Raw genomic sequence first — 24,360 nt, forward strand, 5'->3', positions numbered from 1 at the left:
GGGGCAAGCCCGCTCCCACGTGTTGTTACTTGGCGGTCACTGTTTCAGCGGCCTGATCCTGCGACAGGCTGTACACATACGCCGCCAGCAGGTGCACCTTGTCATTGCCCTGGATGTCCTGCTGCGCCGGCATCTGGCCCTGACGGCCGTAACGGATGGTCTGCTGCAGCTGGGCGAAGCTCGAGCCGTAGATGAACGCCTGCGGATGGTTCAGGTTCGGCGCGCCCATGGCGGGGGTGCCCTTGCCTTCAGGCCCGTGGCAGGCCACGCAGTTGCTGGCGAAGATCTCCTGGCCCTTGGCCGGGTCGGCCTTGACGCCTTCCGGCAGGCTGCGGCCATCGAGGTTGGTCAGCACGTAAGCGGCCACATCGGCCACGCCCTGCTCGCCGATCACCGTGGCCCAGCCCGGCATTACGCCGTGCCGGCCGTTCATGATCGAGGCCTTGATGGTTTCCGGCTCGCCGCCCCAGCGCCAGTCCTTGTCGGTCAGGTTGGGGAAGCCGTAGGAGCCCTTGGCGTCGGAACCGTGGCATACCGAGCAGTTGGAGGCGAACAGCCGGCTGCCCATCTTCAGCGCTTGCGGGTCCTTGGCCACTTCTTCCACCGGCATGGCGGCGTACTTGGCGAAGATCGGGCCGAACTTGGCGTCGGCCTTTTCCATCTCTCTTTTCCACTCGTCGACGCCGGTCCAGCCGTTCTCGTAACCGGGCAGGATGCCTTTCCAGTTGCCCAGGCCCGGATACAGGATCAGGTAGCCCACCGAGAACACCAGGGTGCCGACGAACAGCCAGAACCACCACTTGGGCAGCGGGTTGTCGTACTCCTCGATGCCGTCGAAGCTGTGGCCCATGGTCTGGTCGGTGGTGTCGCTGCTCTGGCCCTTGCGGGTGCCGAGCAGCAGCCAGGTCAGGCCGATCAGGCTGCCGATGGTCAGTACGCTGATATACGTACTCCAGAAGGTGGTCATTGCCCATTACTCCTCATGGCGGGTTCCTGCCCGGCAGGGGGCAGGCGGTCGTCGACGAAGGGCAGCAGGCGCGCTTCGGCGAAATCACGGTCGCGGCGACGGTTGAACACCCAGAGCGACAAGCCGATGAAGGCGATCATCACCACCAGGGTGCCCAGGCCACGGATCATGCCGATGTCCATTTCCATCGCACTCACCTCTTGTTCTTGATCGAGGTGCCAAGCACCTGCAGGTAGGCGACCAGCGCGTCCATCTCGGTCTTGCCCTTGACCGCGTCGCGGGCTCCGGCGATGTCCTCGTCGGTGTACGGCACGCCCAGGGTGCGCAGGGTGCGCAGCTTGACGTCGGTGTGGCTGTTGTCGACCGGCGTCGCCACCAGCCAGGGGTAGGACGGCATCTTCGACTCCGGTACCACGTTGCGCGGGTTGTACAGGTGCGCGCGGTGCCAGTCATCGGAGTAGCGGCCACCTACGCGGGCCAGGTCCGGGCCGGTGCGCTTGGAACCCCACAGGAACGGGTGGTCCCACACGCTTTCGCCGGCCACCGAGTAGTGGCCGTAGCGCTCGGTCTCGGCGCGGAACGGGCGGATCATCTGCGAATGGCAACCCACGCAGCCTTCGCGGATATAGATGTCGCGGCCTTCGAGCTGCAGGGCGGTGTAAGGCTTCATGCCCTCGACCGGCTTGTTGGTGACGTCCTGGAAGAACAGCGGGACGATCTGGGTCAGGCCACCGATGCTCACGGCAAACACCATCAGCAGCGCCATCAGGCCTATGTTTTTCTCAACGACTTCATGATTCATCAGGCTCTACTCCTCAAGCCAGCTGGGCGTTGGCAGGGGCTTCCACGACGCTTGGCGAACGCACCGTGCGCCAGGTGTTCCAGGCCATCAGGAACATGCCGCTGAGGAAGATCGCACCGCCGACGAAGCGCACGACGAAGCCGGGGTGGCTGGCCACCAGGGTTTCCACGAACGAGTAGGTGAGCGTGCCGTCGCTGTTGACCGCGCGCCACATCAGGCCCTGGGCGATGCCGTTGACCCACATCGAGGCGATGTACAGCACGGTGCCGATGGTCGCCAGCCAGAAGTGCGCGTTGATCAGCCCGAGGCTGTACATGCGCTCCTTGCCGAACACTTTGGGGATGGTGTGGTACAGCGCGCCGATGGAAATCATCGCCACCCAGCCGAGGGCGCCAGCGTGCACGTGGCCGATGGTCCAGTCGGTGTAGTGGGAGAGGGCGTTGACCGTCTTGATGGCCATCATCGGGCCTTCGAAGGTGGACATGCCGTAGAACGCCAGCGAGACGACCAAAAAACGCAGGATCGGGTCGCTGCGCAGCTTATGCCAGGCCCCCGACAGGGTCATCATGCCGTTGATCATGCCGCCCCAGCTCGGCGCCAGCAGGATCAACGACATGATCATGCCCAGCGACTGCGCCCAGTCCGGCAGCGCGGTGTAGTGCAGGTGGTGCGGGCCGGCCCAGATGTACAGGGTGATCAGTGCCCAGAAGTGCACGATCGACAGGCGATACGAATACACCGGGCGCTCGGCCTGCTTGGGCACGTAGTAGTACATCATCCCGAGGAAGCCGGCGGTGAGGAAGAAGCCCACGGCGTTGTGGCCGTACCACCATTGCACCATGGCGTCGGTGGCCCCGGCATACACCGAGTACGACTTGGTCAGGCTGACCGGCAGTTCCAGGTTGTTGACGATGTGCAGGATCGCCACGGTGAGGATGAACGCGCCGAAGAACCAGTTGCCCACGTAGATGTGCTTGGTGTTGCGCTTCATCAGCGTGCCGAAGAACACCACGGCGTAGGCGACCCAGACGATGGTGATCAGGACGTCGATCGGCCATTCCAGTTCGGCGTACTCTTTCGAGCTGGTGTAGCCCAGCGGCAGGCTGATCGCCGCCAGCAGGATCACCAATTGCCAGCCCCAGAACGTGAACGCGGCCAGGCGCGGTGCGAACAGGGTGGTCTGGCAGGTGCGTTGCACCGAATAATACGAGGTGGCGAACAGGGCACAGCCGCCGAAGGCGAAGATCACCGCGTTGGTGTGCAAGGGTCGCAGGCGGCCGAAGCTGGTCCACGGCAGGTCAAGGTTGAGGGCGGGCCAGGTGAGCTGGGCGGCAATGAAGACGCCGAGCCCCATCCCGACGATGCCCCACACCACCGTCATGATGGCGAATTGGCGGACCACCTGATAGTTGTAGGCGGTACTGCTGGTTGTGTTCATGTATGGGTTCCCATCCACGGTTATAGGCAGGCTAGACAGCGAGGCAAGCATGATTAATGGGCAAAGTGCCGGTATTGACGGGGATCAATGGGCGCAGATTGCAAATGCCCCAGGCTTGCGCTGCGATCCTCCGCGAATTGCGGGCGAACGAGGGCAAAACAGCTGGCTGATCCTGGCCCATGGCGCGGGCGCGCCGATGGACAGCGGCTTCATGGACGACATGGCGCAAAGGCTGGCAGGGCTTGGGGTCGGGGTGGTGCGTTTCGAGTTTCCGTACATGGCCCAGCGGCGTGTCGACGGCGGCCGGCGCCCGCCCAATCCGCAGAAGGTCCTGCTCGACTGCTGGCGTGATGTATACAACCAGGTGCGACCTTTGGTCGCGGGGCCTTTGGCTGTCGGTGGCAAGTCCATGGGCGGGCGCATGGCCAGCCTGCTGGCGGACGAGCTTGGTGCCGATGCGCTGGTGTGTCTGGGCTATCCGTTCTATGCCGTGGGCAAGCCGGAAAAGCCCCGCGTCGAGCACTTGGCCGGGTTGCGCACGCGCACGCTGATCGTCCAGGGGGAGCGAGATGCCCTGGGCAATCGGGAGGCGGTGCAGGGGTATGAACTATCGCCAGCGATCGAAGTGAGCTGGCTGGTGGCGGCGGACCATGACCTGAAACCGTTGAAGGCTTCGGGGTTCAGCCATGCGCAGCATTTGCAGGCGGCGGCGGAGAATGTAGCGAGATTCCTGCGGGATTGAAATCGCGGGGCAAGCCCGCTCCCACGTGGGAGCGGGCTTGCCCCGCGATGAGGGCGTCAGCTTAGTCGCGGTACTCGCACAGGTAGGCGGTATCGACCTTCACCTGCAGTTGGAACTTGCTGTCGGCGGCAACATTGAACTTGTCGCCGGCGTTGAAGGTTTCCCAGTTTTCGCTGCCTGGCAGCTTGACGATCAGCGCACCGGAAACCACGTGCATGATTTCGCGCTTGGCGGTGCCGAACTCGTATTCGCCCGGGGCCATCACGCCAACGGTAGCCGGACCTTCGCTGCCTTCGAAGGCGATCGACTTGACGGTGCCATCGAAGTACTCATTGACCTTGAACATGGGCGACTCCTGAAAAAGGGGATGAAAAAAGGGCTGGCCAGTATGCCCAAGGCCCGCCCTTGCGTCATCTGTTTCAGGCGCCGCCCACCGGCAGGCTCAACGGCAGCAGCCGGGCGGTGTTGCGCGCGTCTTCCAGCGCGCGATGCTGCTGGCCGCTGAACTGCAGCCCGGCCAGTTGCAAGGCGCTGTTGAGACCCGCCGGCCGCTGCAGGTGGCGGGCCTTGGCAAAGCGCTGCTTGAGGTTGATGTGCGGCAGCTGTTCGAGCAGGCTGCGCTGGTGATGCAGTTGCCACTCCTGCAGCAGCTGTTTTCGGTCGTAGTCGCCCCAACTGACCCAGGCCTGCAACTGCGCCTGGTAATCACCCAGCCAACGCTCGAACGCGCCCCACACCGTGCCGAAGGGCTCGGCGGCATCGACATCGGCCTGGCTTATGTGCGTCAGCTCGCGGCAGAACGGCGTCAGTTGCGGCCGCCGCCGGGGCCGTACAAAACGCTGGAAGTGGTCCACCTCGCGCCCCTCACGGGTGACCAGGCTCGCGCCGATTTCTATGATTTCCATCTCCGTGACCGGCCAGCCGCCGTTGTCGGTGGTGGCTTCCAGGTCGATCACCAACCAGTGGCCCATGCCAGGCTCCCTATCAATACGCGGTAGCCCGCCTTCTCACAGGCGGGCCCGTAAAGGGTAGCCAATGTCGGGGCGCGCGACATCCACTGGCACTTTGGCATATCCGGCGGTTGTGCACGCCTGGGAAAACGCCTAGCTTAGGTGCATCCAGGCCACTACCCGTGACGAGTGTCTCGACTTGATCCCTCTGCCCAGCCTCAAGCTCTGTTGCTCTGTGCTGTTGTTCGCCGCATTGTCGCTGACGGCGGCAGCCTGGGCGGGTGAGGCGGTCGAGGTGAAGATCGGTGCGGCGCATTTCCCGCCTTACACCGTGCGCCCCGAGCAGGGCGCCGATACCGGCCTGTTGCCGCAACTGGTGGAGGCGTTGAACGAGCTGCAGGCCGACTACCGCTTCGTGCTCGTGCCCACCTCGATCCCCCGGCGCTTTGGCGATTTCCAGCAAGGCCGCACCGACATGGCGATTTTCGAAAACCCGCAGTGGGGCTGGCAGGGCATCGCGCACACCACTGTGGACATGGGGCTGGAAGATGCCGAGATCTTCGTCACGCGCCAACAGCCGGGGCGTGACCAGCACTATTTCGATGACCTGCACGGCAAGCGCCTGGCCTTGTTCAACGGCTACCACTATGCCTTCGCCGACTTCGAGCCCGACCCGGTCCTGCTCAGGCAGCGCTATCAGGCGACCCTGACCTACTCCCACGACAGCAACCTGTCCATGGTCGAGCGCGGGCGGGCCGACATCGCCCTGGTCACGCGCTCCTACCTGAGTGACTTCCTCAAGCGCAACCCATCCAGCATCAGCCAACTGATGGCCTCGCAGCGGGTCGACCAGATCTACCACCACTACGCACTGTTGCGCCCGGATGCGCCGATCAGCCCCGAAGGCTTCACCGCGTTGTTGCGCCGGCTGCGCGAAAACGGTGAGCTGGTGCGCATCTTCCAGCCCTACAAGATCACGGTCGAAGCGCCTCACGACTAAATTGGCAGGGCATGAAGACGTTTTCAGGAGTGAGCCTTTCTTTCATTTCCTGTGAGCCCTGACATGCCGTTAGATGCCGCTACGCCCCTTTGCGCGCCACGCTGGCGCAGCCTGCAGGCCGACGAAGGCGATTGCCGCCTGAGCCTGACCCTGGAAGGGCGCCCCCTCATCAGCCTGCGCCTGGTGCCGGGCGAAACCCTTGAAGCCCACCTGCAACAGATTTGCCCCGAGCGCCCCGAGCAGGCCCTGTGGGCCGCCTGCTACTGGCTGCTGTCACGCGACCCGGCCTGTCAGCGCCTGGCCTGGCACCTGCCGCAACCGATACCGCAGGCCGTCGCCAGCGGCTTGCTGCTGCCCGACGAGGCGCCGGGTCGTTACCTGTGCGAGCGCACGCTGTTCTGGCAACTGCCCCAGCCGTGGCTCGGCGAGTCGCTGGCCGGGGTGTATCCGCAGCAGATGCAGTTGAGCAACGGCAAGCGTCACCCGCGCCGTGCGCCAAAACCACGCGGTGAGGTGTACCGGCGCTTCGATGCGCGTCTGGGTGCCTGGGTTTCGCTGCGCACCCTGGAAATCGGCCAGGACCTGGAGCGTTTCAACCGCTGGCAGAACAATCCGCGCGTGGAGCAGTTCTGGCAGGAGGGCGGCTCGCTCGAACAGCACCGCGAGTACCTGACCAAGCTTGAGCAGGACCCGCACACCCTGACCTTGATCGGTTGCTTCGACGACGAGCCGTTCGCCTATTTCGAGGCGTACTGGGCCAAGGAAGATCGCATCGCGCCGTTCTACCCGGCTGACGATTACGACCGTGGCATCCACATGCTGGTGGGCGAAGAGACGCATCGCGGCCCGCACAAAGTGGCCAGCTGGTTGTCGGCGCTGGTGCACTACCTGTTCCTCGACGATCCGCGCACCCAGCGAGTGGTGGCCGAGCCGCGTGCCGACAACGGCAAGATGATCGGCTACATGCACGATCAGTGCTTCCACTGCGAGAAAGAGTTCGATTTCCCGCACAAGCGGGCGGCGTTGATGATCCTGGGGCGGGAGCGGTTCTTCGATCGGTGCAAGCTTTCGTGAAAGCAATCGCGGGTCAAGCCCGCTCCCACGCTGCTGGTGGTGCATGCGTGGGAGCGGGCTTGACCCGCGATGACGGCATCAGACCTGGCGACTGCTCTTGCGGCAATGGATCAGGGCATCGCGGATCATGAAGTTGACCAGCGTCGGCGACACCCCCAGTTCCTTGGCGATGTCCTTCTGCGGCACGCCATGCAAGCGGTACATCTCGAAGGCGTAACGGGTGCGCTGGGGCAGCTCGTTGAGCGCTTCGGCAATGTGTTCGAGGGTGGCCAGGTTGATGTGCGTGGCTTCGGGCGAGGCGTTCTGGATGACCACGTTCAGCCCTTCCTCCTCGCTGCCGGAGTACTTCAGCTCCATCGCCTGCTTGCGGTAGTGGTCGATGGCCAGGTTGCGCACGATCTGGAACAGGTAGCTGAGCTGGGCCTTGAACGAAGAGGTGATCTGCGGCGCGGCGCTGAGTCGGAAGAACGCGTCCTGCACCACATCCTCGGCGCGCGAACGGCAGCCAGTGATGCGCGCGGCGATCTTGACCAGGATGCTGCGGTTGTCGACGAACGCCTGGAGCAGCGGTGAATCGCACTTACTTGTGGACAGTTGTTCCGCCATGGAATTTTCACCTTGTCTCAGAGGGGAAAGGGAGCACATCCCATGGGGAGGCTTCCTACGACGTGCGACAAACTATTCATAATGATAATGATTGTCAAATACGAAAGTTAATGATTTAGCATTCCATATGGTTCTAAGCCGAACACTGTGAACTGCTTCAAACCGTCGCAGGCCCCAGCGCCTCTACCCGCTGCCCGGCGGGGCTAATTTCTTCCCCTGTCCATCCGTTCCCCTGTGTACATCCGGCTGCCCAGCGCTGCCCGCCAGCTTGGCGCGGTACAGCCCCGGCACGACTCAACCAGACACTGGCAGGAACATTCCATGACGGACGCCTTCGAACTCCCGCACTCGCTGGTCCAGGCCCTGGCGCAACGCGCCGAGCAGACCCCGGAGCGCATCGCCTTGCGCTTTCTGGCCGATGCGCCAGGCGAGCAGGCCGTGCTCAGCTACCGGGACCTCGACCAGCGCGCGCGCATCATTGCCGCCGCGTTGCAGGCCCGTGCCGGTTTCGGTGAGCGTGCCGTGCTGCTGTTCCCCAGCGGCCCGGACTACGTCGCGGCGTTCTTCGGCTGCCTGTATGCCGGGGTGATCGCGGTGCCGGCCTACCCGCCGGAATCCGCCCGCCAGCACCACCAGGAACGGCTGCTGTCGATCATCGACGACGCGCAGCCGCGCCTGTTGCTGACGGTAGGGGCGCTGTGTGAAAGCTTGCAGGGCCTGGAAGCGCTGGTCGGGGAAAATGCCCCGGTGCTGCTGGCCGTGGACAGCCTTGACCCACAGCTGGCCGAACAATGGCGTGAACCTGCGCTGGCCAATGACGACATTGCGTTCCTGCAGTACACCTCCGGATCCACCGCGCTGCCCAAAGGCGTGCAAGTCAGCCATGGCAACCTGGTGGCCAATGAACAACTGATCCGCCAGGGCTTCGGCATCGACCTGAACCCCGACGACGTGATCGTCAGCTGGCTGCCGCTGTACCACGACATGGGCCTGATCGGTGGCCTGCTGCAACCGATCTTCAGCGGCGTGCCCTGCGTGCTGATGTCGCCCGGCTACTTCCTCGCCCGGCCACAACGTTGGCTGCAGGCCATCAGCGAGTACGGCGGCACCATCAGCGGCGGCCCGGACTTCGCCTACCGCCTGTGCAGCGAACGGGTCAGCGAAGCCGCCCTGGCCGGGCTCGACCTCAGCCGCTGGCGCGTGGCCTATTCCGGCTCCGAGCCGATCCGCCAGGACAGCCTCGACACCTTCGCCGATAAATTCGCCCGCTGCGGCTTCCAGGCCAGCAGCTTCTTCGCCAGCTACGGTCTGGCCGAGGCCACCCTGTTCGTCAGCGGCAGCCGCCGTGGCCAGGGCATCGGTGCGCTGGAGCTGGACGCCGAGGCGTTTGCCGCCAACCGCGCCGAGCCGGGCCAGGGCAGTGTGCTGATGAGCTGCGGTTACCCGCAGCCAGGCCACGCCGTGCGCATCGTCGAACCGCAGCAGCTGCAGGTGCTGGGCGACAACCTGGTGGGCGAGATCTGGGCCGGCGGCCCGAGCATCGCCCATGGTTACTGGCGCAACCCCGAAGCCAGCGCACGCACCTTCGTCGAAATGGATGGCCAGACCTGGCTGCGTACCGGCGACCTGGGTTTCATGCGTGACGGCGAAGTGTTCGTCACCGGGCGCCTGAAAGACATGCTCATCGTCCGTGGCCAGAACCTCTACCCGCAGGATCTGGAAAAGACCCTGGAGCGTGAAGTGGACGTGCTGCGTAAAGGCCGGGTGGCGGTGTTCGCCGTCGACGACCAGGGCGAGGAGGGCATCGGCGTGGCGGTGGAGATCAGCCGCAACGTGCAGAAGGCGCACACGCCCGAGGCGTTGATCAACACCCTGCGCCGGGTGATCGCCGACGCCTGTCGCCAGGCCCCGGCGGCGGTGCTGCTGCTCAACCCCGGCGCGCTGCCCAAGACCTCCAGCGGCAAGCTGCAGCGCTCGGCCTGCCGCCTGCGCATGAACGACGGCAGCCTGGATTGCTACGCACGCTTCCCGTCCGCCGCAGCGCAGCACAGCACGGACGTTGCCGGCAGCGACCTGCAAGCACGCATCGCGGGTATCTGGCGTGAACTGCTCAAGGTCGAAGCCGTGGCGACGGATGATCACTTCCTGCTGCTGGGCGGCAACTCGATCGCTGCCACCCAGGTTACCGCGCGCCTTGGCGACGAGCTGGGCATCCAGCTGAGCTTGCGTACCCTGTTCGAAGCACCGACCCTGGCTGAATACAGTGCCGCGGTGGCGGCCATCCTCGCCGAAGGTGGCAAGGCTGCCGGCGCTATCGCAACCCAAGGCCGCGACCGGGCCTTGCCCCAGTCGCTGGCGCAGAACCGTCTGTGGCTGCTGTGGCAGCTGGAGCCTGCGTCCGCCGCCTACAACATCCCCGCCGGTCTGCACCTGCGCGGCGAGCTGGACCAGGCCGCGCTGCAGGCCAGCTTCCAAGCCCTGGTGGCGCGCCACGAATCCCTGCGCACGGTGTTCGACGAGGTCGACGGCCAAGCCGTGCAGCGCATCCTGCCGAGCCTTGCTTTCAGCCTTCAGCACTGCGACCTCGAAGGGCTGGAACCCGCCGAGGTGGCCGCGCGCCGCGAGGACGAAGCGCAGCGACCGTTCGACCTGCGCCAAGGCCCGCTGCTGCGGGTGACCCTGGCCCGCCTGGATGACGAAGAGCACCAGCTGTGGGTGACCCTGCACCACATCGTCGCCGACGGTTGGTCGCTGAACATCCTGCTCGACGAGTTCGCCCGCCTGTACGCGGCGCAAGGGCAGGTGCAGTTGCCTGAGTTGCCACTGGGCTATGCCGACTACGGCACCTGGCAGCGCCAGTGGCTGGCCGACGGCGAAAGCGCCCGCCAGCTCGACTACTGGACGCAGCAGCTGGGCGATGAACTGCCGGTGCTCGACCTGTGCACCGACCAGCCTCGCGCCAGCCAGCAGCACACCCGCGCCGCGCGCCACAGCGTCAAGGTGCCGAACGCACTGGGTGCGGCGCTCAAGGACCTGGCCCGCGACCAGCAGGCCAGCCTGTTCATGGTGCTGCTGGCCGGCTGGCAGGCGCTGCTGCACCGCTATACCGGCCAAGGCGAGATCCGCGTTGGTGTGCCCAATGCCAACCGCCCGCGCCTGGAAACCCAGGGCATGGTCGGCTTCTTCATCAACACCCAGGTGCTGCGCGCCAAGCTCGATGGCCGCCTGCCGTTCGCGCAACTGCTGAGCCAGGTGCGCCAGGCCACCCTTGAAGCCCAGGCCCACCAGGACTTGCCGTTCGAGCAACTGGTCGAGGCGCTGCCGCAGGCCCGCGAGCAGGGCCTGTTCCAGGTCATGTTCAACCACCAGCAGCGCGACCTTTCGGCGTTGCGCCGCTTGCCCGGCCTGCTGGCCGAAGAGCTGCCATGGCACAGCCGCGAGGCCAAGTTCGACCTGCAACTGCACAGCGAGGAAGACCACCAGGGCCGCCTGACCCTGGCCTTCGACTACGCCGCCGGGTTGTTCGAGGCGGCCACCGTCAAGCGCCTGGCCAACCATCTGCTGGCGTTCTTCGAACAAGTCTGCGCCCAGCCGCAGCTGGCGCTGGCTGAGGTGCAACTGCTCGATGAACCGAGCCGCGCGCAACTGCTGCACTGGGGCCAGGCCCCGGCCGCGCAGCCGCAACAGCTGCTGGTCGAGCAGCTCAACGAACAGGCCCGCCTGACCCCCGAGCGCACCGCGCTGGTGTGGGACGGCGGCCAGCTGGCTTACGCCGAGCTGCACCAGCAGGCCAACCGCCTGGCCCACTACCTGCGTGACAAAGGCGTCGGCCCGGACACCTGCGTAGCCATCGCCCTCGAGCGTTCGCCGCAGCTGCTGGTGGGCCTGCTGGCCATCCTCAAGGCCGGCGGCGCCTACGTGCCGCTGGACGTGGACTACCCGGCCGAACGCCTGGCCTACATGCTCAAGGACTGCAACGCCGGCCTGCTGCTCAGCCACAGCAGCCTGCTCGAAACCCTGCCGGTAGTTGACGGCGTCAGCGCCATCGCCCTCGACCAGTTGCACCTGGACAGCTGGCCAAGCCAGGCCCCGGGCCTGCACCTGCACGGTGACAACCTCGCCTACGTGATCTACACCTCCGGCTCCACCGGCCAGCCCAAGGGCGTGGGCAACACCCACGCGGCCCTGGCCGAGCGCCTGCAGTGGATGCAGCAGGCCTACGCGCTGGACGACAGCGACGTGCTGATGCAGAAGGCTCCGATCAGTTTCGACGTGTCGGTGTGGGAGTGCTTCTGGCCGTTGATCACCGGCTGCAAGCTGGTACTGGCCGGCCCCGGCGAGCACCGCGATCCGCAGCGCATTGCGCAGTTGATCCAGCAGCACGGCGTGACCACGCTGCACTTCGTGCCGCCGCTGCTGCAGGTGTTCGTGCAAGAGCCGTTGGCGGCTGCCTGCACCAGCCTGCGCCGGCTGTTCTCCGGGGGCGAGGCGCTGAGCGCGGCCCTGCGCGACCGCGTGCTGCAACTGCTGCCCCAGGTGCAGTTGCACAACCGCTACGGCCCGACCGAAACCGCGATCAACGTCACCCACTGGCACAGCCAGGCCAGCGACGGCGAACGCTCGCCGATCGGCCGCCCGCTGGGCAACGTGCTGTGCCGGGTGCTGGACGATGAATTCGAATTGACCCCGCCAGGCGTACCGGGCGAGTTGTGCCTGGGTGGCGCAGGCCTGGCCCGTGGCTACCTTGGCCGTCCTGGCCTGACTGCCGAGCGTTTCGTGCCGCAGCCCGACGGCGAAGGCGCACGCCTGTACCGTAGTGGCGACCGTGCCCGCTGGCACGTGCGCAGTGAATCCCTGGAGTACCTTGGGCGCCTGGACCAGCAGGTCAAGGTGCGCGGTTTCCGCGTCGAACCCGAGGAAGTGCAGGCGGTATTGCTGGCGCAACCGGGTGTGGAGCAGGCACTGGTGCTGATCCACAAGGACGCCGTTGGCGCCCAGCTGGTCGGCTACTACAGCGGCATCGAACAGACCGACGCCGTGCTCGGGGCCCTGGCCGAGCGCCTGCCGGCCTACATGGTGCCGGCGCAACTGATCCACCTGGCGCAGATGCCTCTCGGCCCAAGCGGCAAGGTGGATCGCAAGGCACTGCCGGCGCCGGTGTGGCAGCAGCGTGAACACGTCGAGCCGCAAACCGAACTGCAACAGCAGGTGGCGGCGATCTGGCGTGAGGTGCTGAACCTGCCCCAGGTCGGCCTGCACGACGACTTCTTCGCCCTCGGCGGCCACTCGCTGCTGGCCACCCAGATCGTTTCGCGCAGCCGCCAGGCACTGGATGTCGAACTGCCGCTCAAGGCCTTGTTCGAGGCCAGCGAGCTGGGCGCGTTCTGCGCCGAGATCGCCCGCCTGCGTGAAAGCGGCGAGCGCAACCTGCAAGGCGCCATCGCCCGGGTCGATCGCCGTCAGGCGGTGCCGCTGTCGTACTCGCAGCAGCGCATGTGGTTCCTCTGGCAGATGGAGCCGGACAGCCCGGCCTACAACGTCGGCGGCATGGCCCGCTTCCAGGGCGTGCTGCATGTGGACGCCTTCGAGCGTGCCTTGCAGGCGCTGATCGTGCGCCACGAAACCCTGCGCACCACCTTCCCCAGCATCGACGGCAAGGCTTACCAGTGCGTGGACGATGACAGCCACCTGCAACTGCAGTGGCATGACTACAGTGCCTTGTCCGACGCTGCCCGCCAGCAACGCCTGCAGCAACTGGCCGACGACCAGGCGCACCAACCGTTCGACCTGGCGCGCGGCCCGCTGCTGCGTGCCTGCCTGGTCAAGGCCGGCGAGCGCGAGCATTACTTCGTGCTGACCCTGCACCACATCGTCACCGAAGGCTGGGCCATGGACATCTTCGCCCGCGAACTGGGCGAGCTGTACGAAGCCTTCGTCGACGAGCGCGAATCACCGCTGGCGCCGCTGCCGGTGCAGTACCTCGACTACAGCGTGTGGCAGCGCCAGTGGCTGGAAAGCGGCGAGGGCGCGCGCCAACTGGCTTACTGGAAGGACCGCCTGGGTGACGAGCACCCGGTGCTGGCCTTGCCGGCCGACCGCCCGCGCCCGGCGGTGCAGAGCCACCGCGGCGAGCTGTACCGCTTCGACCTGGACCCTGCGCTGGTCAAGCGCGTGCATGCCTTCAATGGCCAGCGCGGCCTGACCCTGTTCATGACCATGACCGCCACCCTGGCCGCCCTGCTGCACCGCTACAGCGGCCAGCGCGACCTGCGCATCGGCGCGCCGGTGGCCAACCGAATCCGCCCGGAAAGCGAAGGGCTGATCGGCGCCTTCCTCAACACCCAGGTGCTGCGCTGCGAGATGGACGGGCAGATGAGCGCCAGCGCGCTGCTCGATCAGGTGCGTAGCGCCATCATCGACGGCCAGTCGCACCAGGACCTGCCGTTCGACCAGTTGGTCGAAGCGCTGCAGCCGCCGCGTTCGAGCGCCTACAACCCGCTGTTCCAGGTGATGTGCAACGTGCAGCGCTGGGCCTTCCAGCAAAGCCGTGAGCTGGTGGGCATGCAGGTGGACTACCTGGTCAACGACGCCAGTGCCACCAAGTTCGACCTGTACCTGGAGGTCACCGACCTCGATGGCCGCCTGGGCTGCTGCTTCACCTACAGCCGCGACCTGTTCGACGAACCGCGCATCGCACGCATGGCCGAGCACTGGCAGCAGTTGCTGGTAGCGCTGTTGGACAACCCGGCGCAGCGCCTGTGCGAGTTGCCGATGCTGGCCGAGGCCGAGCAACAAGTACTGGTGGGCCAGTTGCAGGGGCAGCAGGACTTCGAGCTGAACCAGACGCTCCACGGCCTGTTCGCCGCCCAGGCTGAACGCACGCCCGACGCGCTGGCGCTGACCTTCGCAGGCCAACACCTGAGCTACGCCGAACTCGACCAGCAGGCCAACCGCCTGGCCCGCGCCTTGCGCGAGCGCGGTGTCGGCCCGCAGGTGCGGGTGGGCCTGGCGCTGGAGCGTTCGCTGGAGATGGTGGTCGGCCTGCTGGCCATCCTCAAGGCCGGTGGCGCCTATGTGCCGCTGGACCCGGAATACCCGCTCGACCGCCTGCGCTACATGATCGAAGACAGCCGCCTGGGCCTGCTGATCGGCCAGCGCGCCTTGCTCGAAACCCTGGGCGAGTTGCCCGCAGGGGTGGCCAGCTGGAGCCTGGAGGACGATGCCGCACGCTTGTCCGCCTACAGCGACGCGCCGCTGGACAACCTCAACCTGCCGCAGCACCAGGCCTACCTGATCTACACCTCCGGCTCTACCGGCAAGCCCAAGGGCGTGGTGGTCAGCCATGGCGAGATCGCCATGCACTGCCAGGCGGTGATCGCCGAGTTCGGCATGCGCAGCGACGACTGCGAGCTGCACTTCTATTCGATCAACTTCGACGCCGCCAGCGAACGCCTGCTGACGCCGCTGCTGTGCGGTGCCCGCGTGGTGCTGCGCGCCCAGGGCCAATGGGGCGCCGAAGAGATTTGCCAGCTGGTGCGCGAGCAACAGGTGAGCATCCTTGGCTTCACCCCGAGCTACGGCAGCCAGCTGGCCCAGTACCTGGCCGGGCAGGGCGAGCAGTTGCCGGTACGCCTGGTGATCACCGGCGGCGAAGCACTGACTGGCGAGCACCTGCAACGCATTCGCCAGGCGTTTACCCCGCAGCAGTTCTTCAACGCTTACGGCCCGACCGAAACCGTGGTCATGCCGCTGGCCTGCCTGGCCCCCGAGCAACTGCCAGGCGACGCCGGCAGCGTGCCGATCGGCCGGGTAATCGGTGCCCGTAGCGCCTACATCCTCGACGACGACCTGGCGCTGCTGCCGCAAGGCGGCATCGGCGAGCTGTACGTCGGCGGCGCCGGCCTGGCCCAGGGTTACCACGATCGCCCAGGCCTGAGCGCCGAGCGCTTCGTCGCCGACCCGTTCAGCCACGACGGCGGGCGCCTGTACCGCACCGGCGACCTGGTGCGCCTGCGCGCCGATGGCCTGGTGGAATACGTCGGCCGCGCGGACCAACAGGTGAAGATCCGCGGCTTCCGCATCGAGCTGGGCGAAATCGAAAGCCGTCTGCAGGAACACGCCGATGTCGACGAGGCGGTGGTCCTGGCCCTGGACCTGCCGGGCGGCAAGCAGCTGGTGGGTTACCTGGTGTGCGCGCAGGCCAAGGCCGACAGCGATGCCCAGGCCTCGCTGCGCGAGGCGGTCAAGGCCGACGCCCGTCAGCACTTGCCGGACTACATGGTCCCGGCGCACCTGGTGCTGCTCGACAGCCTGCCGCTGATGGGCAACGGCAAGCTCGACCGCCGTGCGCTGCCGGCGCCGGACCTTGAGCAGGCGCGCCAGCACTACCAGGCCCCGGCCAACGAGCTGGAAACGCAACTGGCGCAGATCTGGCGCGACGTGCTCAACGTCTCGCGCATCGGCGTGCAGGACAACTTCTTCGAACTGGGCGGCGACTCGATCCTGTCGATCCAGGTGGTCAGCCGCGCCCGCCAGCTGGGGCTGCAGTTCACCCCGCGCGACCTGTTCCAGCACCAGACCATCCAGACCTTGGCCGCCGTGGTCACCCGCAGCGCGGCACCGAGCGACATCGAGCAGGGCCCGCGCCAGGGGCGCAGCGGCCTGACGCCGATCCAGCACTGGTTCTTCGACAGCGAAGTACCGCAACCCCAGCACTGGAACCAGGCCGTGCTGCTCGAAGCGCGCCAGCCGCTGCAGGCGGCAAAACTGGAACAGGCCCTGGCCGCGCTGGTGGCACACCACGACAGCCTGCGCCTGCGCTTCCGCCAGGCCCAGGGCCGCTGGCAGGGCGAGTATGCCCAGCCGCGCACCCAGCCATTGCTGTGGACCGCCACCGTGGCCGACTTCAACGACTGCCAGGCGCTGTACAGCGACGTGCAACGCAGCCTCGACCTGGAGCAGGGCCCGCTGCTGCGCGCCTTGCTGGTCAGCGACGGCCAGGGCGCCCAGCGCCTGCTGCTGGCGATCCATCACCTGGTGGTCGATGGCGTGTCCTGGCGTGTGCTGCTCGAAGACCTGCAAGCGCTGTATCGCGGTGAAACCCTGGCCGCCAAGACCCACGCCATGGGCGACTGGGCTGCACGTCTGGCCAGCTATGCGGGCTCCGATTCGCTGCGCGACGAGCTGGGCTGGTGGGAACGCCAGCTGGGCAGCGCCCGCCATGAACTGCCCTGCGATCACCCCCAGGGCGGCAACCTGCATCGCCATGCCCAGAGCCTTGCCATCGAACTCGATGTCGAGCAGACCCGCCAGTTGCTGCAACAGGCGCCGGCGGCCTACCACACCCAGGTCAATGACCTGTTGCTGACCGCCTTGGCGCGCACCCTGTGCCGCTGGACCGGTGACGAGCAGGTGCTGGTGCAACTGGAAGGCCATGGTCGCGACGGGCTGTTCGAGGACATGGACCTGACCCGCAGCGTCGGCTGGTTCACCAACGCCTATCCGCTGAGCCTGAGCCCGGACATGGCCGAAGGCGAGGTGGCCCGCGCGGCGTCGATCAAGCGCATCAAGGAGCAACTGCGCCAGGTGCCGCACAAAGGCCAGGGTTACGGCGTGCTGCGCTACCTGGCCGATGACGCCGGCCGTGAGCGCATGGCGGCGCTGCCTCAGGCGCGCATCACCTTCAACTACCTCGGCCAGTTCGACCAGCAGTTCGACCAGGCCGCGCTGTTCCAGCCGCTGGATGAGCCGGCGGGCCTGGCCCATGATCTGGACGCGCCGTTGCCGAACTGGCTCAGCGTGGATGGCCAGGTGTACGGCGGTGCCCTGCAACTGCGCTGGAGCTTCAGCGCCGAGCGCTACGACGAGGCCACCATCGCCAGCCTGGCCGAAGCCTATCGCCAGGAACTGCTGGCGCTGGTCGGCCATTGCCTGGCCGATGGCAACGGCAGCTTCACCCCGTCGGACTTCCCCCTGGCGCAACTGACCCAGGAGCAGATCGACGCACTGCCGGTGCCCGCCGCGCAGATCGAGGACGTCTACCCGCTGACCCCGATGCAGGAAGGCCTGCTGCTGCACACCCTGCTGGAGCCGGGCACCGGCCTGTACTACATGCAGGACCGCTATCGCATCAACAGCGCCCTCGACCCCGAGCGCTTCGCCCAGGCCTGGCAGGCTGTGGTCGCCCGCCACGAAGCGCTGCGCGCGTCGTTCAGCTGGAACGCCGGCGAGGCGATGCTGCAGATCATTCACAAGGCCGGCAACACGCCAGTGGACTACCAGGACTGGCGCGGCCTCGACGACGACGCCCAGGAGGCGCGCCTGCAGGCCCTGCACAAGCAGGAACGCGAGGCCGGCTTCGAGCTGCTGCGCGAGGCACCGTTCCACCTGCGCCTGGTGCGCGTGGCCGATGAGCGCTACTGGTTCATGATGAGCAACCACCACATCCTCATCGATGCCTGGTGCCGTTCGCTGCTGATGAACGACTTCTTCGAGCTCTATCAGGCCCTCGGTGAAGGCCGCCAGGCGCAGTTGCCGGTGCCGCCGCGCTACCGCGACTACATCGGCTGGCTGCAACGCCAGGACCTGGGCGAGGCGCGCCAGTGGTGGCAGGCCAACCTGGCCGGTTTCGAACGTGCCACGGCAATCCCCAGCGACCGCCCGTTGCGCCATGACCACGCCGGTGACGGCATGGTGGTCGGCGACTGCTACACCCGCCTGGACGTCACTGAAGGTGCCCGCCTGCGTGAACTGGCCCAAGCCCACCAACTGACGGTCAACACTTTCGCCCAGGCGGCCTGGGCCCTGACCCTGGCCCGCTGCAGCGGCGAGCGCGACGTGGTGTTCGGCGTCACCGTGGCCGGGCGCCCGGTGAGCCTGCCGCAAATGCAGCGCACGGTCGGGCTGTTCATCAACAGCATCGCCCTGCGTGTGCAGTTGCCGCAGCCGGGCGAACGGCGTAGCGTGCGCCAGTGGTTGCAAGGTTTGCTCGACCGCAATATGCAGCTGCGCGAGTACGAATACCTGCCGCTGGTGGCGATCCAGGAGTGCAGCGAACTGCCCAAGGGCCAGCCGCTGTTCGACAGCCTGTTCGTGTTCGAGAACGCCCCGGTGGAAACCGCCGTGCTCGATCACGCCCAGCATCTGAACGCCAGCTCCGATTCGGGCCGTACCCATACCAACTTCCCGCTGACCGCGGTGTGCTACCCGGGCGATGACCTTGGCCTGCACCTGTCGTTCGACCAGCGCTACTTCGACTACCCGAGCGTCGAGCGCCTGCTGGGCGAGTTCAAGCGCCTGCTGCTGGCGCTGGTGGACGGCTTCGAAGGCGAGGTAGGCGAACTGCCGCTGCTGGGCGCGGATGAACAGCGCTTCCTGCTGGACGACTGCAACCGCACCGAGCACGCCTACCCTCTGGAACAGAGCTACATCGAACTGTTCGAAGCGCGGCTCGCCGCGCATCCGCAGCGCACCGTCGCCCGTTGCCTGGAGGCGTCGTTCGACTACGCCGGGCTCAACCTGGCGGCCAACCGCCTGGGTCACGCCCTGGTCGCGGCCGGTGTGGCCATCGACCAGCCGGTGGCACTGCTGGCCGAGCGTGGCCTGGCGCTGCTGGGCATGATCGTCGGCAGCTTCAAGGCGGGTGCCGGTTACCTGCCGCTGGACCCAGGCCTGCCATCGGCACGCCTGCAACGCATCGTCGAACTGAGCCGCACCCCGGTGCTGGTGTGCAGCGCGGCCTGTGCCGAACAGGCGCGACAGTTGCTCGACGAAGTGGCGGGCGCGGTACGGCCGACACTGCTGGTGTGGGAAGAGGTGCAGGCGAGCAATGTGGCCAGCCACAACCCGGGCATCCACAGCGCGCCGGACAACCTGGCCTATGTGATCTACACCTCCGGTTCCACCGGCCTGCCCAAGGGCGTGATGGTCGAGCAGCGCGGCATGCTCAACAACCAGCTGAGCAAGGTGCCGTACCTGGTGCTGGACGAGCAGGACGTGATCGCCCAGACCGCTTCGCAGAGCTTCGATATCTCGGTCTGGCAGTTCCTTGCCGCGCCGCTGTTCGGCGCCACGGTTGAGATTGTGCCCAACGCCATCGCGCATGATCCGCAAGGTTTGCTGGCACATGTGCAGGCCACCGGCATCACCGTGCTGGAAAGCGTGCCATCGCTGATCCAGGGCATGCTGGCCAACGATCACCAGGCGCTGGACGGCCTGCGCTGGATGCTGCCGACCGGCGAGGCGATGCCGCCGGAACTGGCCGCGCAGTGGCTGCAGCGTTATCCGGCCATTGGCCTGGTCAACGCCTATGGCCCGGCGGAGTGCTCGGACGACGTGGCGTTCTTCCGCGTCGATCTCGCATCGACCCAGGGCAGTTACCTGCCGATCGGCACGCCGACCGACAACAACCGCCTGTACCTGCTGGGCGAGGATCAGGAACTGGTACCGCTGGGGGCGGTAGGCGAGCTGTGCGTCGCCGGTACCGGGGTGGGCCGCGGCTATGTCGGCGACCCGGTGCGCACGGCGCAGGCGTTTATCCCACATCCGTTCGGTGCGCCGGGCGAACGCCTGTACCGCACCGGTGACCTGGCGCGTCGTCGCCCGGACGGGGTGTTGGAGTACGTTGGCCGTATCGACCACCAGGTGAAGATCCGCGGCTACCGCATCGAGCTGGGCGAGATCGAGGCGCGCCTGCACGAACAGCCCGAGCTGCGCGATGCCGCCGTGGGTGTGCAGGAAGGCGTCAACGGCAAGCACCTGGTCGGTTACCTGGTGGCCCATCAAGGTGTCGAAGCCGATGCCGCGCTGCTCGACCAGCTCAAGCAACGCCTGCGTGCCGAACTGCCGGAGTACATGGTGCCGCTGCACTGGGGCTGGTTCGAAAGCCTGCCGCACAACGCCAACGGCAAGCTCGACCGCAAGCTGCTGCCGGCCATCGATATCGGCGGCCAGCACAGCCAGGACTACCTGGCGCCGCGTAGCGAGCTGGAAGAGACCCTGGCCGGCATCTGGGCCGACGTGCTCAAGGCCGAACGCGTGGGTGTGCGCGACAACTTCTTCGAGTTGGGCGGGCATTCGCTGCTGGCCACGCAGATCGCTTCGCGGGTGCAGAAGGCGTTGTCACTCAATGTGCCGCTGCGGGCGATGTTCGAGTGCAGCACGGTGGAGGAACTGGCGGCTTATGTGCAGGGGCTGCAGGGCAGTGCGCTGGATGAGGACAAGGTGGATCGGTTGAGTGATCTGATGGCGGAGCTGGAGGCGCTTTAACTACATCCAGGCAATGCAATCGCGGGGCAAGCCCGCTCCCACGCTGACTCTTGGCGTGGGAGCGGGCTTGCCCCGCGATCGTTTTCAGCGCTTGCCGAGGATCTTGCCAAGCAGCTCCGGCCGCGGCGCCCCTTGCTGGCTCTGCAACTGCCCATGCTCATCCTGGAAGAAGATCGCCGGCGTCGCCGCCAGCCCCAGCTCTTCCATCAGCGCCTGGTTGGCGTCGAGCTTCTTCTGCACCGCTTCGGGCACTTTCTCCAGTGGCTTGAGCGTGCTTGCCTTGCCCGCCGACTCATGGGCCAGCAAGGCCTTGCTCGGGTCCTTGGCGGCCAGCAGGGCGGCGGACTTGCCCGGGCTGTCCTCGCGGATGATGCCGACCATGATATGGCGCAGTTGCACCTTGCCCGACTCCACCCACGGCCGGGCCTGCTGCCAGAACATGTTGCAGTACGGGCAGTTGGGGTCGCTGAACAGGTAGACGATACGCGGCGCGTCGGCCTTGCCGTCGGCGATCCAGGCGGTCTTTTCCATCTTCGCCCAGATGGCCTTGCTCATCGGCGCATACACCAGCTTCTCCAGCGGCTCGGCGCTGAGGTCCTTGCCTTGCTCGTCGAACAGGCTGCCGACCAGCACGTGCTTGCCGTCGGGCGTGAGGTATAGGGCGATGCCGTTGTTCTGGTACTCGGCGGCGTAGCCGCGCAGGCCATTGGGGGCATCGAAGCTGCCTTTGATCACCGCGCCCTTGGCTTGCAGTTGCTGGATCGCCTTGGGCAGTTCTTCTGCCTGCAGCGTGGGGGCGGCCAGCAGAGCGAGGGTGAGGGGCAGCAGGGCTTTCAATTGCATGTCAGTTTCCTTGTGGGGCGCGCGCGTCGGCGCGGTCGAAGGGTTCCAGGGCGTGGCGCAGGCTGGCTCGCGACAATTCGCCCAGGTGGCTGCCGACCAGCCGCCCTTCGGCGTTGTAGAACAGGGTGGTGGGCAGGGCCATGGAGCCGACCTTGCGCGCCAGCTCGCCGGTGCCGTCGAACAGCACATGGGACAGCATCAGGCCGGTGGTGGCCATGAAGGTGCTGACGTTCTCCGGGGTTTCGCCCTGGTTGACGAACAGGAAGGTCACGTGGGGGTAGTCGTGCTGGGCTTGCTGCAACACCGGCATTTCGCGGCGGCACGGCGGGCACCAGGTGGCCCAGATATTGATCACCAGCGGGCGCCCGCGGTAGTCCTGCAGCGCCACTGCCTGGCCGCGGTTGTCGCGCAGGGTCAACTGGGGCAACTCGGTGCCCTTGCTGTACAGGTGGCTGCCCAGGCTGCCGAGCACCCAGAACAGCGCGCCGCTGGCCAGCGCCCAGCCCAGTGGGCGGCGCAGGCCGGGGCGACGCCAGCCTTGCCAGAGCGCGCCCAGCACGATGCCGAACAGGCCGCCCCAGAGCAGGAAACCACCGTCGCGGATATCGATGATTTGCAGCGGCTCGTCGCGGTACATCGGCCAGTAGGCCAGGACGAAGCCCACGCGGGCACCCAGCAAGCCCAGCAGAAACACATTGAACAACGCCGACTCGGGGTTCTCGCCACCGCGCTTGGCCACGCGCCAGCCGACCAGGCAGGCGATGCCCAGCGCCGCGAGCAACAGCAGGTGGTTCAGGGCCATGGTCAACGGCCCGAGGGTGACGGTCAGCATCAGCCTTGGCTCCTGGTCTGGGCCCAGTGTTGCAGGAAACCGGCGGCGTCGATTTCGCCGGTAATGCGCCGGGCGCGGCGTTCGTCGCCTTCCGGACCGATCCAGATCAGGCTGGGCGGGCCCGGTACCTGGTAGCGCTGCAGCAGTTCGCGGCTGGCCGGCGTGTCGGCGGTGACGTCCAGGCGCAGCAGGTGCACGCCGTCGAGGCTGGCCAGGACATCGGCACGGCCGAACACCTGTTTCTCCATGACCTTGCACGACATGCACCAGTCGGCATAGTAGTCCACCAGCACCCACTGGCCACGGGCCTTGGCGGCATCGAGCTCGCGCTGCAGGTCGACGGGGCTGCTGACCGTGACGAAGGCGTCATGCGCGCTGGCCTGGGCAGTGTCGCTAGCTTTGCCCGCGAAGGGCTGCAACGGCTGCCACAGGTTGCTGCCACCTGCTGCCGCACCGACCAGCAGCAGGCCGCCCCACAGGGCTCCCAGCAGCGGCACCGCGCGCAGGGCGGGCAAACGCTGCAGGGCCGGCCAGGCGGCCCAGCCCAGGGCGATCAGCCAGGCGCCGGCCAGGGCCAGCAGCAAGGGCTCGGCCAGCAGGGTGCGCACGGTGTACAGGGCCATGGCCAGGAACACGAAGCCGAACAGGCCCTTGACCAGATTCATCCAGGCGCCTGGGCGCGGCAGGTAGCGGTTGCCCAGGGTCACCAGCAACAACAGCGGCGCGCCCATGCCCAGCCCGAGGCTGAACAGCACCAGCGCCCCGTGCAGTACATCGCCGCTTTGCGCGATATACAGCAACGCACCCGCCAGCGGCGCGGTCATGCACGGGCCCATCAGCAAGCCCGACAAGGCGCCTAGCAAGGCCGCGCCATACAGGTTGCCGCCGCGGGTGCCTTGCCCGGCGCGGTCCAGGCGATCACGCAGCGCCGCCGGCAGTTGCAACTCGAAGGCGCCGAACATCGGCAGGGCCAGCAGCACGAACAGCGCCGCCAGGCTGCCCAGCAGCCATGGCTGCTGCAACCAGGCCTGCAGGCTGGCGCCCAGCAGCGCGGCGACCACCCCCAGCGCGGCATACACCAGCGCCATGCTCAGCACATACACGCCGGCCAGCACCCAGCCGCGGCGGGCGCTGGCACCATTGCCCATGACCAGCCCGGCGAGGATCGGCAGCATCGGCAGCGAACACGGGGTGAAGGCCAGCAGCAGGCCCAGGCCGAAGAATGCCAGCAGGCTCCAGGCCAGGGTGCTCTGCTGCAGCGTGCCGGCCAGGGCCTGGTCGCTGGCCTGTTCAGCGCCCGGCGTCGGCGCCTGCGTGCCACCCAGGGCGATCGGCGTGGTTTGCGGCGGGTAGCACAGCCCGGCGTCGGCGCAGCCCTGCCAGCCCAGGCGCAGCTCGCCGCTGGCGTTGGCCGGCAACAGCAGCTCCAGCTCGGTGCGGTACACCGCGCTGTCGCCGAAGAACTCGTCGTGATGGTTTTCGGCCTGGGGCAGTGGCGGGTGCTGCTCAGGCGGCAGGCCGTCGAACTTCAGGCGCTTCTGGTAGAGGTAATAGCCGTCCTGGATCTGGAAATGCAGGCGCACCTGGCCGTTGGCGAGGCGGTCGTGGGTCAGCACGAAGGCCTGGTTAACCGGCAGGAAGTCCGGTTTGGCGGCAAACGGGTTGGCCTGGAGCGGGCCGGCGAGCAGGAATGTCAGGAAGAGCAGGAGCACACGCATGTCGACGCCTTGGCAGAACTTGGAATGCGGCCATGCTGGCTGGGGGGTATTAACTGAAGGTTAAAACGGGATTGTGGGGGGCAGGGATGAACTACCCGCTGGTTTCATGCAGCATTTTGTAT

The 24,360-nt window shown here is 66.8% G+C and carries 14 protein-coding genes; 4 read left to right on the forward strand and 10 right to left on the reverse strand.

The features are described from left to right. Positions 1-25 precede the first annotated feature (25 nt). From ccoP to ccoN, 4 genes are read right to left on the reverse strand one after another with little or no spacing between them, the layout of a single operon-like run. Entirely contained in the window at positions 26-967 is a 942-nt protein-coding gene (ccoP, locus tag F6X61_RS10350) for a cytochrome-c oxidase, cbb3-type subunit III (protein ID WP_153786557.1), read from the reverse strand. Further along, a complete protein-coding gene (locus tag F6X61_RS10355) occupies positions 964-1,155 on the reverse strand; it encodes a cbb3-type cytochrome c oxidase subunit 3 (protein ID WP_110994031.1) in 192 nt (63 codons plus the stop codon). Before F6X61_RS10355 ends, ccoP begins: the two co-directional genes overlap by 4 nt. A 5-nt stretch (positions 1,156-1,160) precedes the next feature. Then, positions 1,161-1,769 carry a cytochrome-c oxidase, cbb3-type subunit II gene (ccoO, locus tag F6X61_RS10360; protein ID WP_153786558.1) on the reverse strand — a complete coding sequence of 203 codons (609 nt, stop codon included), beginning with the start codon at positions 1,767-1,769 and terminating at the stop codon, positions 1,161-1,163. A 13-nt stretch (positions 1,770-1,782) separates the two neighbouring features. Next, positions 1,783-3,207 carry a cytochrome-c oxidase, cbb3-type subunit I gene (gene ccoN, locus F6X61_RS10365; RefSeq protein WP_153786559.1) on the reverse strand — a complete coding sequence of 475 codons (1,425 nt, stop codon included), beginning with the start codon at positions 3,205-3,207 and terminating at the stop codon, positions 1,783-1,785. 49 nt (positions 3,208-3,256) lie between these two features. On the opposite strand from ccoN, the gene F6X61_RS10370 reads away from it, so the two are divergent. Further along, complete coding sequence (locus F6X61_RS10370) at positions 3,257-3,949, forward strand: alpha/beta family hydrolase (protein WP_153786634.1); 693 nt, start codon at positions 3,257-3,259, stop codon at positions 3,947-3,949. Between the two features lie 61 nt (positions 3,950-4,010). Here F6X61_RS10370 and F6X61_RS10375 read toward each other — a convergent pair whose 3' ends face one another. Both F6X61_RS10375 and F6X61_RS10380 read right to left on the reverse strand, forming a co-directional pair. Then, a complete protein-coding gene (locus F6X61_RS10375) occupies positions 4,011-4,295 on the reverse strand; it encodes a pyrimidine/purine nucleoside phosphorylase (protein WP_153786560.1) in 285 nt (94 codons plus the stop codon). 73 nt (positions 4,296-4,368) lie between these two features. Then, complete coding sequence (locus tag F6X61_RS10380; protein ID WP_153786561.1) at positions 4,369-4,920, reverse strand: exonuclease domain-containing protein; 552 nt, start codon at positions 4,918-4,920, stop codon at positions 4,369-4,371. Positions 4,921-5,098: 178 nt separating this feature from the next. Between F6X61_RS10380 and F6X61_RS10385 the strand changes: the two genes are divergently transcribed. Together F6X61_RS10385 and F6X61_RS10390 are read left to right on the forward strand one after the other, a co-directional pair. Further along, on the forward strand, positions 5,099-5,899 hold the full coding sequence (locus tag F6X61_RS10385; protein WP_153786562.1) for a transporter substrate-binding domain-containing protein: 801 nt from the start codon (positions 5,099-5,101) through the stop codon (positions 5,897-5,899). Between the two features lie 63 nt (positions 5,900-5,962). Further along, on the forward strand, positions 5,963-6,973 hold the full coding sequence (locus F6X61_RS10390; protein WP_153786563.1) for a GNAT family N-acetyltransferase: 1,011 nt from the start codon (positions 5,963-5,965) through the stop codon (positions 6,971-6,973). A 78-nt stretch (positions 6,974-7,051) separates the two neighbouring features. On the opposite strand, the gene F6X61_RS10395 is transcribed toward F6X61_RS10390, so the two are convergent. Beyond that, positions 7,052-7,579, reverse strand: a complete 528-nt coding sequence (locus tag F6X61_RS10395; RefSeq protein WP_153786564.1) for an RNA polymerase factor sigma-70 — start codon at positions 7,577-7,579, stop codon at positions 7,052-7,054. 321 nt (positions 7,580-7,900) lie between these two features. Between F6X61_RS10395 and F6X61_RS10400 the strand changes: the two genes are divergently transcribed. After that, entirely contained in the window at positions 7,901-20,845 is a 12,945-nt protein-coding gene (locus F6X61_RS10400; RefSeq protein ID WP_153786565.1) for a non-ribosomal peptide synthetase, read from the forward strand. Between the two features lie 84 nt (positions 20,846-20,929). Here the strand turns inward: F6X61_RS10400 and dsbG are convergent, their stop codons facing one another. Genes dsbG through dsbD form a run of 3 tightly spaced genes read right to left on the reverse strand, consistent with a single transcriptional unit; the run spans position 20,930 to position 24,238 of the window. Beyond that, positions 20,930-21,688 carry a thiol:disulfide interchange protein DsbG gene (gene dsbG, locus F6X61_RS10405; RefSeq protein ID WP_153786566.1) on the reverse strand — a complete coding sequence of 253 codons (759 nt, stop codon included), beginning with the start codon at positions 21,686-21,688 and terminating at the stop codon, positions 20,930-20,932. A gap of 1 nt (position 21,689) precedes the next feature. Beyond that, complete coding sequence (locus F6X61_RS10410) at positions 21,690-22,520, reverse strand: TlpA family protein disulfide reductase (protein ID WP_153786567.1); 831 nt, start codon at positions 22,518-22,520, stop codon at positions 21,690-21,692. Continuing rightward, a complete protein-coding gene (dsbD, locus tag F6X61_RS10415) occupies positions 22,520-24,238 on the reverse strand; it encodes a protein-disulfide reductase DsbD (RefSeq protein WP_153786568.1) in 1,719 nt (572 codons plus the stop codon). The genes F6X61_RS10410 and dsbD overlap by 1 nt, the downstream gene beginning before the upstream one ends. Positions 24,239-24,360 lie beyond the last annotated feature (122 nt).

This window comes from Pseudomonas sp. EMN2, assembly GCF_009650555.1.
Classification (GTDB): domain Bacteria; phylum Pseudomonadota; class Gammaproteobacteria; order Pseudomonadales; family Pseudomonadaceae; genus Aquipseudomonas; species Aquipseudomonas sichuanensis.

Bases quoted from the DNA above. Each gene is read 5' to 3' on its own strand.
- dsbD (WP_153786568.1), bottom strand. From the start codon at position 24,238: ATGCGTGTGCTCCTGCTCTTCCTGACATTCCTGCTCGCCGGCCCGCTC.
- F6X61_RS10375 (WP_153786560.1), bottom strand. From the start codon at position 4,295: ATGTTCAAGGTCAATGAGTACTTCGATGGCACCGTCAAGTCGATCGCC.
- ccoN (WP_153786559.1), bottom strand. From the start codon at position 3,207: ATGAACACAACCAGCAGTACCGCCTACAACTATCAGGTGGTCCGCCAA.
- F6X61_RS10410 (WP_153786567.1), bottom strand. From the start codon at position 22,520: ATGCTGACCGTCACCCTCGGGCCGTTGACCATGGCCCTGAACCACCTG.
- ccoP (WP_153786557.1), bottom strand. From the start codon at position 967: ATGACCACCTTCTGGAGTACGTATATCAGCGTACTGACCATCGGCAGC.
- F6X61_RS10390 (WP_153786563.1), top strand. From the start codon at position 5,963: ATGCCGTTAGATGCCGCTACGCCCCTTTGCGCGCCACGCTGGCGCAGC.
- ccoO (WP_153786558.1), bottom strand. From the start codon at position 1,769: ATGAATCATGAAGTCGTTGAGAAAAACATAGGCCTGATGGCGCTGCTG.
- F6X61_RS10395 (WP_153786564.1), bottom strand. From the start codon at position 7,579: ATGGCGGAACAACTGTCCACAAGTAAGTGCGATTCACCGCTGCTCCAG.
- F6X61_RS10380 (WP_153786561.1), bottom strand. From the start codon at position 4,920: ATGGGCCACTGGTTGGTGATCGACCTGGAAGCCACCACCGACAACGGC.
- F6X61_RS10355 (WP_110994031.1), bottom strand. From the start codon at position 1,155: ATGGAAATGGACATCGGCATGATCCGTGGCCTGGGCACCCTGGTGGTG.
- F6X61_RS10400 (WP_153786565.1), top strand. From the start codon at position 7,901: ATGACGGACGCCTTCGAACTCCCGCACTCGCTGGTCCAGGCCCTGGCG.
- F6X61_RS10370 (WP_153786634.1), top strand. From the start codon at position 3,257: ATGATTAATGGGCAAAGTGCCGGTATTGACGGGGATCAATGGGCGCAG.
- dsbG (WP_153786566.1), bottom strand. From the start codon at position 21,688: ATGCAATTGAAAGCCCTGCTGCCCCTCACCCTCGCTCTGCTGGCCGCC.